16 protein-coding genes are annotated in these 12,297 nt (G+C 44.2%); 11 read left to right on the top strand and 5 right to left on the bottom strand.

The window, feature by feature from the left end:
• Positions 1-98: 98 nt before the first annotated feature.
• The gene (locus ACVC9U_RS11440) at positions 99-254 is read right to left on the bottom strand and encodes a hypothetical protein (RefSeq protein WP_011197938.1); all 156 of its coding nucleotides are present in this window, start codon (positions 252-254) and stop codon (positions 99-101) included.
• Positions 255-428: 174 nt separating this feature from the next.
• On the opposite strand from ACVC9U_RS11440, the gene ACVC9U_RS11435 reads away from it, so the two are divergent.
• The 3 genes from ACVC9U_RS11435 (at position 429) to ACVC9U_RS11425 (ending at position 3,360) form a co-directional block, all read left to right on the top strand.
• Positions 429-953: an RDD family protein gene (locus ACVC9U_RS11435; RefSeq protein WP_003181280.1), complete on the top strand. Its 525-nt coding sequence runs from the start codon at positions 429-431 to the stop codon at positions 951-953.
• A 96-nt stretch (positions 954-1,049) separates the two neighbouring features.
• Positions 1,050-2,369, top strand: coding sequence for an MFS transporter (locus tag ACVC9U_RS11430; protein WP_441390913.1), 1,320 nt, complete (start codon positions 1,050-1,052; stop codon positions 2,367-2,369).
• Positions 2,370-2,442: 73 nt separating this feature from the next.
• Positions 2,443-3,360 (top strand): chemotaxis protein, encoded by a 918-nt coding sequence (locus ACVC9U_RS11425; RefSeq protein ID WP_003181284.1) that lies wholly within the window; start codon positions 2,443-2,445, stop codon positions 3,358-3,360.
• Positions 3,361-3,391: 31 nt separating this feature from the next.
• Here ACVC9U_RS11425 and ACVC9U_RS11420 read toward each other — a convergent pair whose 3' ends face one another.
• From ACVC9U_RS11420 to ACVC9U_RS11405, 4 genes are all read right to left on the bottom strand, one after another.
• Entirely contained in the window at positions 3,392-3,853 is a 462-nt protein-coding gene (locus ACVC9U_RS11420; protein WP_003181285.1) for a YkyB family protein, read from the bottom strand.
• 141 nt (positions 3,854-3,994) lie between these two features.
• Positions 3,995-5,296, bottom strand: coding sequence for an MFS transporter (locus ACVC9U_RS11415; protein ID WP_003181287.1), 1,302 nt, complete (start codon positions 5,294-5,296; stop codon positions 3,995-3,997).
• An 88-nt stretch (positions 5,297-5,384) separates the two neighbouring features.
• Positions 5,385-5,882, bottom strand: a complete 498-nt coding sequence (locus tag ACVC9U_RS11410; RefSeq protein WP_003181289.1) for a L,D-transpeptidase family protein — start codon at positions 5,880-5,882, stop codon at positions 5,385-5,387.
• Positions 5,883-6,061: 179 nt separating this feature from the next.
• Complete coding sequence (locus ACVC9U_RS11405) at positions 6,062-6,919, bottom strand: metallophosphoesterase (RefSeq protein WP_441390910.1); 858 nt, start codon at positions 6,917-6,919, stop codon at positions 6,062-6,064.
• 145 nt (positions 6,920-7,064) lie between these two features.
• On the opposite strand from ACVC9U_RS11405, the gene fadH reads away from it, so the two are divergent.
• From fadH to cbpB, 8 genes are all read left to right on the top strand, one after another.
• Positions 7,065-7,829 (top strand): 2,4-dienoyl-CoA reductase, encoded by a 765-nt coding sequence (fadH, locus tag ACVC9U_RS11400; RefSeq protein WP_065644033.1) that lies wholly within the window; start codon positions 7,065-7,067, stop codon positions 7,827-7,829.
• Positions 7,830-7,897: 68 nt separating this feature from the next.
• The gene (locus tag ACVC9U_RS11395) at positions 7,898-9,118 is read left to right on the top strand and encodes an EAL domain-containing protein (protein WP_441390907.1); all 1,221 of its coding nucleotides are present in this window, start codon (positions 7,898-7,900) and stop codon (positions 9,116-9,118) included.
• Between the two features lie 111 nt (positions 9,119-9,229).
• Positions 9,230-9,856, top strand: coding sequence for a DUF3993 domain-containing protein (locus ACVC9U_RS11390; protein ID WP_441390905.1), 627 nt, complete (start codon positions 9,230-9,232; stop codon positions 9,854-9,856).
• A 486-nt stretch (positions 9,857-10,342) separates the two neighbouring features.
• Positions 10,343-10,585 carry a YkuJ family protein gene (locus ACVC9U_RS11385; protein WP_003181299.1) on the top strand — a complete coding sequence of 81 codons (243 nt, stop codon included), beginning with the start codon at positions 10,343-10,345 and terminating at the stop codon, positions 10,583-10,585.
• A gap of 11 nt (positions 10,586-10,596) precedes the next feature.
• The gene (locus tag ACVC9U_RS11380; protein WP_167564569.1) at positions 10,597-10,746 is read left to right on the top strand and encodes a hypothetical protein; all 150 of its coding nucleotides are present in this window, start codon (positions 10,597-10,599) and stop codon (positions 10,744-10,746) included.
• Positions 10,747-10,803: 57 nt separating this feature from the next.
• Positions 10,804-11,322: a ribonuclease H-like YkuK family protein gene (locus tag ACVC9U_RS11375; protein ID WP_020451199.1), complete on the top strand. Its 519-nt coding sequence runs from the start codon at positions 10,804-10,806 to the stop codon at positions 11,320-11,322.
• A 138-nt stretch (positions 11,323-11,460) separates the two neighbouring features.
• A complete protein-coding gene (gene abbA / locus ACVC9U_RS11370; RefSeq protein WP_003181305.1) occupies positions 11,461-11,640 on the top strand; it encodes an antirepressor AbbA in 180 nt (59 codons plus the stop codon).
• Positions 11,641-11,820: 180 nt separating this feature from the next.
• The gene (cbpB, locus tag ACVC9U_RS11365) at positions 11,821-12,264 is read left to right on the top strand and encodes a cyclic-di-AMP-binding protein CbpB (RefSeq protein WP_003181307.1); all 444 of its coding nucleotides are present in this window, start codon (positions 11,821-11,823) and stop codon (positions 12,262-12,264) included.
• Positions 12,265-12,297 lie beyond the last annotated feature (33 nt).

Here is a 12,297-nt window from a genome sequence, read left to right as displayed (position 1 = left end):
AACAAGTATATGCGAAACGATGCAAGGTATGCGGACATGCGGACGGCGGCAGATAGAAAAATAAGACAATCAAACGATTGCCTTACGTTATGTTCCGTTTAGTAGCCGTAATCGGAGTCAAAATCTTCTTTCCACGAAATATATATTTGTTCTTCACTGTCTGAAGCTTCCTTGAGCATTTCTGTGTAAACGGCCCGGCTGACCTCTTCTAAAATGGTCATTTCATGATTTTTAATCGCTACAATTGTTCCCATCATAAACACCTTTCCTGAAAAATCCTTGACCATTGTAACACGATAAATGTCAAAGTCAATGAAAAACTTGTGATCCGTACATTAATTTAACTTTAAAAAAATGCGATACGTATTGATAATGTTCAGCCAGTCTTAGTAGTATATAGAAGTCAAGATGTTAGGAGGAAAAGCACATTGGAATTGGAATTAGACAAACACGAAACTGCTCCTGAAAGGAGCGAGTATGCCGGAATCGGCGCGCGTTTTGTAGCTTCCCTGCTCGACGGATTGATTCTCGGGATTCCCGCATATATTTTCACGTACGTTTTAACAGCGACGTTGATGTTGGGAAATTCGGATATCATGCTCATGATGGAGACTGATCCCGAGTATTTGAGCGATCAGGAAGTCTTTACGTTTATCATCAGTATGTTCAAAACCGTAGCGATCGTTGGAAGTATTACTTTTATTGTGTATTTTCTTTATTACACGCTGATGGAATCATCCAAATGGCAAGGGACGCTAGGCAAGAAAATCATGAACGTTCAGGTGGCGAAGGCAGAAGGCGGAAGAATCTCATTCGGCCGTGCAGCCGGAAGGTTTCTGGCCAAAAGCTTTCTATCTCCGATTTTGATGATCGGCTACATTATGGCCTTTTTTACAGAAAGGCGCCAGGCGCTTCATGATATGTTGGCAGGAACCATTGTCGTAAAAAAATAACGGGCAAAAGACAGCACGCTTTCAGCTTGAATGCGTGCTGTCTTGTTCAGGAAAATGTTTCACGGCAGGAATAAAAATAAGGAGGCATCAATCCAGATGGATACTCAGCCGGAACGTGAACAAGCTGTAAAGCGGGCGCAAAGAACGGGAATCAAGCTCTTTTTGACGCTGCCGATTCTTTCTTGGGCGTTATACGATTTTGCAAATACCATTTTTTCATCAAATATTGTGACGATCTTTTTTCCTTTTTATTTGCAGGAGGCAGTCGGCGAAAATGCCAGCATGAATCAGGTGGCAAGCACTTTTATCTCCTATTCGAACGCAGCCGCAAGCTTTCTGCTTGTCATTTTCACGCCTTTATTCGGAGTGCTGATCGACCGAACGGGCAGAAAGAAAAAATACATCGGCCTGTTTACGATGATTTGTCTTTCATGCACCATTTTAATGGGGGTTTTTGCCGGGGCTTCGTTTCAGAAGGACATATACGGGCTTCCGCTATCCTTGATCCTTGTCGTCATCATGTTTGTGACCGCAAAGTTTTTCTATCATTCAAGCTTGGTGTTCTATGATACGATTTTGGCTGACTTGGGGACAAAAGAAGAAATCCCGCTCTTATCAGGTTTCGGAATTGCAATCGGGTATATCGGCACTTTAGCCGGGTTAACGGTATACCTTCTTGTCGGCAACCAGGATTTTCACCGCGCATTCATCCCGTCGGCTCTCTTGTTTCTGTTTTTTTCACTTCCGTATCTGCTCTTCACGAAAGAGAAAAGAAAACCGGAACCGAAAGAAAAGAAATCGTTTTTCAGCGGATACTGGGAAATTGTGCAGACATTCAAAGACATTCGTCTATATAAGCCGGTCTTCTTATTCATGATCGCCTACTTTTTCCTGAATGACGCGCTTGCTACAGCAATAGCCATGATGGCGGTTTATTCAAAAACGGTCATCGGTTTTACGACCGGACAATTCGTTTTGCTTTACCTTGTTTCTACTGTATCAAGCATCATCGGTTCATTTCTGCTCGGCTTTGTGACGAAAAGAATCGGCGCCAAGCACGCGGTCAGCCTTGTCGCCGCCATTATGATCACCGCTTTGACGATTGGAGCATGCACGACGTCAACGCTCTTGTTTTGGATTGCGGGGAGCTTGTTCGGCATTTCGCTTGGAGGCACATGGGTCGCATCAAGGACACTGATTATCGAGCTGACGCCAGAACATAAAAGAGGCGAATTTTTCGGATTGTTTGCTTTGTCGGGGAAAATCTCTTCCATTTTCGGTCCGGTCCTCTACGGATCGATTACTTTGCTGTTCAGGGATCTCGGGAACATGGCCAGCCGAATGGCTTTCGGATCTTTAGTGTTATTGGCGGCGATCGGCCTGATCATTCATCAAAATGTTAAGGCAAAAGCTTGAGCCGGAGCATCAACTTTTAACAAAAGACGCCGATATAAAAAGTAAACACAAAGTAGGATAGAGAGGGATATCAGTGTCTTCAAACCAACAGGAAATTTTATTAAGTTCGGGAACCAATGAATTAGAAATCGTGAAGTTCGAGGTTGGTCTCAACATTTTCGGCATAAATGTCATGAAAGTCAGAGAAATCATTCAGCCGGTTGAAATTACGAAAGTGCCTCATTCGCATAAGCATATGGAGGGCATGATTACATTGCGCGGGGAAATTCTTCCCGTCATTGATTTATTCTCTTTCTTTGGCGTTGAGCACGGTGATGACGAGCATCAAGAAAAATACATTGTGACGGAATTTAACAAGCGGAAAATCGTCTTTCACACTGGAGCGGTTTCACAGATTCACCGGGTGTCATGGGAAGAAATTGAGAAGCCGACTGCTTTGAATCAAGGGATGGACCGTCACCTTACCGGCATCATTAAGCTCGACGGCACCATGATTTTCCTGCCAGATTACGAAAAAATCATTTTTGATCTTGAGTCTGAGTCAGGTATGGATCCTTATCAAATGAAAAATGAAAAATTCGATCAGAGACGGACTGACAAAAAGCTGATCATTGTCGAGGACTCTCCGCTCCTCTTGCGGCTATTGGTGGAAAAGCTGAATGAAGCGGGATACAACAACATCGTGTCTTTTGAAAACGGAAAAGACGCTTACGAGCACGCGCTTCAATTGATGGAAGACGGCACAGCTCTTCACGAAAAAGTCGATCTGATGATCACGGATATTGAAATGCCGCAGATGGATGGACACCGGCTCACAAAGCTGCTAAAAGATAACCCGCTGAGTACGGAGCTGCCGATCTTGATTTTCTCTTCTTTGATTACAGACGATCTTCGCCATAAAGGGGAACAAGTCGGAGCCGATGAACAAATCAGCAAGCCAGAGCTCAATGAACTGATCGAAAAGCTTGATAAATATATTTTCAAGAACTAAAAAAAGCCTCGAAAGGAGGCTTTTTTTTTTATTAAAAATAGCTTTCGCCAAGCTTCTTGAAGACGGGTTTTGAGGCTGGACGCTTCCGGTTTGTGACGAGCGGTTTTTCTTTGATTCCCGTGTAGTTTTGAAGAAGCTGTTTCGCTATATTCAAGGACATATGAGCTTTAGGGTTCCGATACGAATGATTTAATGTACCTAAGTGTGGAAGGTTTGCGAAGTCTTCTTTTGTTGGAGGCATGTGAAAAAAGTAGTCTCCGAGAGATATCAGCACATCTGACTGCTGCTGGCTGAATCTTGGATTTTTCGAAAAATGCAGGCCTACCTTTTTACCTTTTCCTTCATTAAGCAGCTTTTGCAAAGCTTTCTTTTTCAGAAGATACAGGTATTTGGGATTAGTCGCGGTTTTCGCATGGCGGTTAACTGTATAAATCGCTTTTGAAAGGTTTTCAACTGTCGGTTTTAATTCTTTCGTATGATTATGGTCGTCCATTTTTTCTCTCCTATCCATTCGTTTCTAGATCACCTCCTAAAGATGCAAGGCTTATGTCTAAATTATACGAAATAGAACAGAAAATGCAAATATCCCATAGAAAAAACGCGCGATTTTTTATGGAATCGCGCGTTTTCATCTTTATAAAACAGAGTTCATTTTCGCTTTTGTATTTTTTTGTCTCTTCAGCGCCGCTTGAACGTCGATTTCCGCACTCTCGGCGCTTAATTTAGGCAGGGCGATAAAGTAGTACAGCGCCGCCAGCAGAATAATTCCCGCCAAGCCGTAATATATATAATCCACATCGGCGATGATTCCCGGGAATAGGACAGCGATCATGCCAAGCGCTGAGGATTGCGCCAGCATTGTCAGCGGATCGGTCCACCCGCTGACCCTTCCCATCAGCCTTGGATGGACGATTTTGGGAATCCAGCCGCCAAGAGCTGTGTTGATCGGCCCGATGCATATCCCGGCAAGAAATGCAGCCGAGTAGTATACGGGCAATTGATCTGTAAAGCCAAGCAGGATGATAAAGGCACCCGCGATAAAAATCGGGACTGACATCATGTATGCCGGCTTCACTTTTTTTTCGAGCAGGGCGGCGACGGCAATCCCAGTCAAAAGTCCGATGCCCAGTACGATTGTGAAGAGGGAAGTATGCCACTCATAACTGTCAGGGGACAGCTCATACTTCATTTTAAACATCGGCAGAACCGAAAGTCCGCCGCTTACAAGCCCGAAAATAAAATATCCGAATACAAGAGAGGCAAGCAATTTATTTTTTAATATATAAACGATGCCTTCCTTAAAATCGCGCATCGAATCTTTGACGGTCATGTTTTTCCAGCCTTTATTTCCGTTCGGCTTCCGCGCTGCAAGCGGTATATCGCAGGAACGGATTAAAAAGCCGGAGACGATAAAGCTCACAAAATCAAGAGCGATTGCTCCATGCAAGCCGATCGTCTTGTACATAAATGCTCCAATTCCTACGCCGAACAATAGAAACAGGCTGAAAAGCATCTGGTTCAGTCCTGCAGCCTTTGCATACTGATCCTTTCTTAAAATGGCCTGGACCAAACTTGCTTCGGCCGGGTAGAAAAATTTTGTAACCGCGCTTCTGATAAATAGGACTAAAAACACAAGCGGTATAATTTGAAGATACAATACAAAGAAAAGAACGACAGTCAGTCCCGCTCTGATCCAATCACAGTTTTCCGCGACTTTCTTGCGGTCAAAACGGTCAGCGACCACCCCGACGATAAAGAATACGAAAACCGTCGGCAAGGAATACATCAGCTCGGCGATTGTCGTATAGGCCGGCTGGCTGCTGAACCGGTCGAGCAAGAAAAAGGCGAAAGCCATATTTCCGACTGTCGTTCCCATTTGAGAAGCGAAAGCTGCGAAAAAAAGTCGGACGAAATTACGATTTTTAAAAAGATCCATATATACGCTCCTTACCCTAAAGGTCCCATTATATCTTAATACAAGATGTTGTATTGTTCAAATTGCATTTGTCTGGAAATGTACTCGTCTAAGGTGTAATGGACACTCGGGTTCCGTTGGGTACGATAGAAGCAAGTTCCAGAACATCCCGATTGTGCATGCGGATACATCCCCTTGAAACAGCTTTGCCAATTGACGAAGGGTTATTCGTTCCATGGATGCCGTAGTGCTGTTTTGACAGGCTCAGCCAGTAGGCGCCGAACGGGCCGCCCGGATTTGGCTGCCGGTTGACGATGACAAATTCGCCTCTCGGCGTCTGTGTGAGGATTTTTCCGACGGCAATCGGATATGTTTTTACAAGTCTGTCTCGCTCATACAATCTGAGCGTTCTTCCGTTGAGAGACACGGCAATCCGGTATGGAATTGTGTCCGGATTTCTGATGCCGGGAATGATAATCGACTGGCCCGCGGACACTTGGCCGCCGTTTAAGCCAGGATTCGCCTGCAGCAACGCCTGCCGGGTCGTTCTGAAATCGGCGGCGATGCTTTCAAGGGTTTCTCCGGGTTTGACTTGGTACATCAGCAATAATCAGCACATCTCCTTTTCAAAAACGAAAAGAGAGCCTTTTCCGCTGCTAATATATAGACGGAAAGAGGCTGAGGAAGTTTCGTTTTTTTGATGGGGATTGGATGAAATGGAGCGGGAATGTTTTTACTTAATGTATGCAGATGCCTTTTGTTTTGAGCCAAAAGACCGGGCAAGATTTAAATGGATTCAAGCTGGAACACGGTGATTTCAGGCTTTGACAGAAAGCGGAGCGGCAGCCTGGTCGTGCCGATTCCTCGATTGACATAGATTTTCATTCCGGCTGTTTCATACATTCCTTCCGTATAAATTTCTCCGTACGGAGGCGTAATCAAAGGACCGAATACGGGAATCTGAATTTGTCCGCCGTGGGTGTGTCCGGATATTTGCAAATTGACGGGGTATTGTTTTGCCGTTAAAGCGGCATCAGGCTCATGGACGAGCAAAATCGAGAAGGCTTTTTCGCTCAGCTTTGACAGGATGCCTTCATAGTCAGGCCTGCCGAGCATCAAATCATCGAGTGAAGCGATCTCAATGACGCTTCCGTCTATCAATTCAAGCTTCATGAAGTCGTTTCGCAGCACCCGAAAACCGGCCGATGCCATGAGCGTCTGGTAGACTTTTGTTCCATAACCACCGTGATCATGGTTTCCGAATATGGCAAGCTTTCCATAGGGGGCCGCAAGCTTTTTTAAGGCGTTGACAGCACGCTCGTGTTCCTGGTAGCGATGCGGTTTATCTATTAAATCCCCGCTGAATACGATAAGGTCCGGGGAGAGGGCGTTTACTTGGCTGACAACATTTGAAAGCTCGTCTGCTGTAAAGTATTCGCTTAAGTGGGTGTCGCTGAACTGAACGATCCGAAACTGATCAAACCCTTTAGGGATGAGCCGATGCCGAATGGGAATCAAGTTCGTTTCAAGCATGTGCGGTTCGAGATAGCGCGCATAGCCCAAGCCGCCGGCAGCGGTAAAGAGCCCTGCTGCAGCAAGGCCTAAGAAGCCTTTTAAAAATTGTCTTCTGGACGGATTTTTCATAAGCAACCAACCTTTAATAGAATCTCTACATTATATCATCCAGAAAAGCCGTTTTAGGACAGTCCGCGTGTTTTGTTAATTTTTTTTAACTAATATGATAAACTATGAATTGAATGAATACTCATTCATAATAAGGGGGATGGATATGGACAGAAAAGTTGTAATCGTGACCGGCGGGTCGAGCGGAATGGGAAAAGCGATCGCCAAAAAGCAGGCTGAAGAAGGCTGGAATGTGATGATTACAGGCAGAACACAAGAAACGCTTGAAGCGGCCAAAGAAGAAATTGAAACATTTGCGGGGCAGGTGGCTGTATGCCGGATGGATGTCAGGTCTGTTGAAGATGTGGAACAGATGATCACAGAGACGGCAGGACGCTTTGGCACGATCGACGCTTTGGTTAACAATGCCGCAGGGAACTTTATCTGCCCTGCTGAAAAACTGTCGGTCAACGGCTGGAAGGCGGTCATCGATATCGTATTGAACGGCACATTTTATTGCAGTCAGGCAGCCGGCCGCTACTGGATTAAGGAAAAAAAACGCGGCCAGATTTTAAATATGGTCGCGACATATGCATGGGGCGCCGGTGCCGGTGTCGTTCATTCCGCGGCGGCAAAAGCAGGTGTGCTGTCGCTGACGAGGACGCTTGCAGTCGAGTGGGGAAGTGCATACGGGATCAGGTGCAATGCCATCGCGCCCGGTCCGATCGAGCGGACGGGCGGTGCCGAAAAATTGTTTGAATCGGAAGAAGCCGCGCGCGCGACAATCAAAAGCGTTCCGCTCAACAGGCTGGGCACCCCTGAAGAAATCGCGGGACTCGCCGCATTTTTGCTTTCTGAACAGGCGGGATATGTCAACGGGGAGTGTGTGACGATGGACGGCGGTCAATGGCTGAATCCCCGTCCGTTTTAAGATTTCAAATTCAAAGGTGCTGGCCGGTATGGTATAATCAGACAAAGATTAGAAGCAGGTGATATGCCATGTTGGATCCACTCGATATTTTAACGAACATTGAAGATATCATTCCATACTATCAGCCGATCTTCAGTGCTGAAGAACAAAAGGTGATCGGCTACGAAGTGCTGGGGCGTATCAAGGTAGAATCTGAAGTGAAGAGTCTCGGGCCGTTTTTTTCTGATCCGACAATTCCGGAAGAATACAAGAAAGAGGTTGATCTCAAGGTGATCCGCCAGGCGCTTGATTATTTTTTGGAGAGCGGGCGCGACCTGCTCATCTTCGTCAATCAAGATGCAAATGTGCTGATGATGGATCACGGTGAATCGTTCCTCGACCTGTTGATGGAATATCAGGATAAAGGGCTCGAGCTCAGCCGTTTCGTTATCGAAATCACGGAGCAAAAGTTTGAAGGGGATATTGAACAGCTCCATCATTTGCTGACCTATTACCGTACATACGGAATTAAAGTCGCTGTTGATAATATCGGAAAGGAAAGCAGCAACCTCGACAGAATCGCTCTTCTTTCCCCGGATCTGTTAAAGATCGACCTTCAGCCGCTCAAGCTGTCTTCTCCTTCGCCATCCTATGAATATGTGCTTTACAGCATATCGCTTCTTGCCAGAAAAATCGGCGCCGCATTGCTTTACGAGGATATTGAGGCGAGCTTTCAGCTGCAATACGCATGGAGAAACGGAGGCCGGTATTTTCAGGGGCAGTATCTTGAACTGCCGAAGGATGAATTTATCGAACGGGATGTATTAAAGGACCGGCTGCATGCCGAGTTTCACCAATTTATCACACATGAGAAGAAGAAGCTAACCATTTTGTACGACCACTCTGAGCAGTTTTACAAACGGATTCATCAGCTTGTCACATCGCTAAAGAAAACGGCTCAGTCAGACGATGAGTTTCTCTTCAATCTCGGAAAAGAACTGACCGATTGCAGCTTTAGAATTTACATGTGCGATGAAGACGGGATTCAGCTGACGAAAAACGTGTTTAAACATGACGGAGCATGGATATTTCAGCCTGAGTATATCGGGAAAAACTGGAGCTGGCGCCCTTATTTTCTCGAGAATATCATGAGGATGAGAACGATGAGAAAAGGGTTTTTCAGCGATTTGTACAGCGATATCGAAACGGGGGAAATGATCAGAACGTTTTCCTATCCGATGGATGAAGAATTGTATCTGTTCATTGACCTGTCCTACTCATATTTATACGAACAAGACGGATTAATTTAAGCGGCGGCCTTTCGCCGCTTTTTCTTTTCAAAAAAATGAATCCCGAGAGGTTTGTTTTGCGTATATAAAGGAAAATGTGAATATATATATGCTAAAAAAGGGGCGGATCATATGAAGAACGTTTGGTCATCCTTACTGTGCGCGCTTTTGACTGCGGCTTTTGTATTCCTCTGTGCGGATTTTGCCGAAGCCGGAGAAAAACCGACAAGAGCGTCGTTATTTGAGACCCTCCAATCCGTATCCGACGTCCATTTTCAGCTGACCGAAAAGGAAAGAACGAAAAAAGACATGTTATTCCTCTTGGAACCTTATATGGAACACTCCATGGCAGCGAAGTACGTAGAGGCGAACGCCTTTCCCGAACAAGCGGGGTGGATTTTTTACGGGACAGACGCGCCTGAAGTTGCAATCCCTTTCTTCAGCTATGATGAAAACACAAAAGTGGCGGTGAAAGACGGAAGCTATACCGTATATGAATGTGTTGGAGATCAAGGCGGCGGTCCTGTTTCATATCAAAAAAATTATCAGACGGTGACGCTGAAGAATATCGGCGGCAGCTTCAAAGTAACAGATATCGGTCAATCTGATACAAAACCTGCTGGAGAAGAAATGATGTCCGAACAGCCGGATGAAAAAGAAATAAGATCGAATTTTGCGGATAACAAGGAAGCAGACCACGCTGTATTCCCGCTGTTTGCCATCGATATTAACTGGACATTGTCCGAACTTTTCAGCTAGAAAAAGAATTTTTAAAAAATTCATTGACAATGATACTGATAATCATTATCATTTAATTATAGAGAGATGAACCTCTCTGTTCCCCAACCCCTCTATCAGATCAAGATTTAAAAAACTTGGCGCTGCCCCCGCCAAGTTTTTTATTTGCATGGAATCCCGCACTTCAAATAGCCGCGGGATTTTTTGGCATTAGACGCGCACACAGGAATAAGACAATCCTGTTGCTCCATAAATCTAAATTGGTGGTTAGAATAGGCTCCTCTAAATTGGTGGTTAGAATAGGCTCCTCTGCAGTCAAAAAAATATTTTTCATGTATGACATGAAAAAAGAAAACTCAAACTATGAAAAAGCGGTTTTCTTTTTCATGATCAAAAAGGAAAAATGTCATCGGCTGATACTTTGTGGTATGATGCTTTGTAGAACTTGTATTATAATTAATACTTGTTGATCCTGAAGTTGTTTTTTTGAAAGGAGTCTTTTTTAGAATGTCACAATTAATGGGTATCATCACGAGACTGCAGAGCCTGCAGGAGACTGCGGAGGCTGCCGGAGAACCGACGCAGCGCAATTTTGAAGTGAACGGAGAAAAAATTTGCAGCGTAAAATATTTTGAAAAAAACCAAACATTTGAGCTGACAGTTTATCAAAAAGGCGATAAGCCTACCACATTTCCGTTTGACAACATCGATATGATTTCAATCGAAATCTTTGAACTGCTTCAGCAATAGGAGGATATGGCATGAAAGCTTTTCCAAGCGTTATTTGTCCGCATTGCAAAACAATCGAGCATATGGATCAAGTTCTGACAGCCCAGTCCAATCAGAATGTGATTTACAGATGTGACAGCTGCGGGTTCAGCTTGAAAAATATACCGACCAAAAAAGGATAGCAGACAGACGAATCGTTCCATCTTCGGTGCAGATCAAAAATGAAAAGGGGCATTCCAATGGCTGATTCTTTTCTTTTTTATAATCTTTCTGAAGATCAAATGACATTTCCTGAAGTGATCGGGAGACTGAAGGCGTTCATACGCCAAGATCCGCGGGCAAGCTATCTGCTGTCCGTCGGAACAGACTCGCAAATCCATCAGAACTGCACAAAGTTTATCACGGCTATCCATTTGCACCGCAAAGGCAAAGGAGCGTGGGGCTGTCTGAAAAACACGGTTGTCAACAGACCGATACATAGCCTCAGGGAGAAAATATCGCTTGAAACAGCTTACAGCCAAGAGATTGCCGCATATCTTTTAAATGATTACTTTAATGAAATTATGGATCTGCTTCTTCCGTTTACAGACGAGGGAGCAGATTTAACCCTTGAAGTTCATTTGGATATCGGAAAAAAAGGAATGACAAAGGATTTAATCCAGGAAATGACGGGCCGGATCACCTCGATGGGGATCTGTGCCAAAATTAAACCTGACTCCTACACAGCTTCAAGCTATGCAAACCGTTACACAAAATAATTGTTTGAAAGAAAATCGAACAGATGTCGAAATGTGCGGTTGACGTTTGAATTGCAATTTCATATTCTAGCCCTATAGAAACTAGAGAGAACATATCGTTTCTGACTCTAGCTAAATCAATTAGGGGGCTGGTTAAGAATGGAACGCTTTTCAGAAGAAGAGAGAAAACTGTTGCTGAACGTACTTTTGGACCATGAGTATGCCGTAGAGCTACTAAGCAGTGAGATCAATGATATAGAAACGGGTACAAAAAATGTGGATAGCCTGACATATAAAAAACTGGTTACCTTATACGACCGTGTCCGGTCTGAAAATTAGGTCAGATTATATCAATTGATACTCATTAGAGTATCTTTTTTGTTTCCTAAAAGGATATGGAATGATAAACTGACCTTGGAAGAAAGGAAAGTTTTCGACAAATATTGATATCGTTTATATTATTGTAGTATAGGGAAAATATGCGTTGATGGATTAAAGCTGAAAAGGAGTCGAAAAATCATGATTAGTTTGCAATCAGATGAACTTCTTGAAACGACAGTAGGTCAGTTTATGATCGATGCTGATAAAGTAGCCCATGTTCAAGTCGGAAATAATCTGGAACATGCCCTTCTCGTATTGACGAAAACCGGATATACCGCGATCCCTGTACTTGATGCTTCTTTCCGTTTGCACGGATTAATCGGAACGAATATGATCATGGATAAAATCTTCGGCTTGGAACGAATCGAATTTGAGAAGCTTGACAAGATTCATGTTGAAGAAGTCATGCTGACAGACATCCCACGCTTGAAAATTGACGACCCGATCTTAAAAGGATTCGGACTGGTCATCAACAACGCGTTTGTATGTGTCGAAAATGAAGAGCAGGTTTTCGAAGGCATATTTACAAGGCGAGTCGTGTTAAAACAGCTGAATAAGCATTTGAGAACGTTGAATAAATAGGCGCGGCAGCGGCCTATTTTTTATTTGCAGCGC

The organism is Bacillus sp. GM2 (assembly GCF_056155945.1).
The sequence above is the reverse complement of the archived record's forward strand: the minus strand, read 5'-3'. Positions and strand labels throughout refer to the sequence as shown.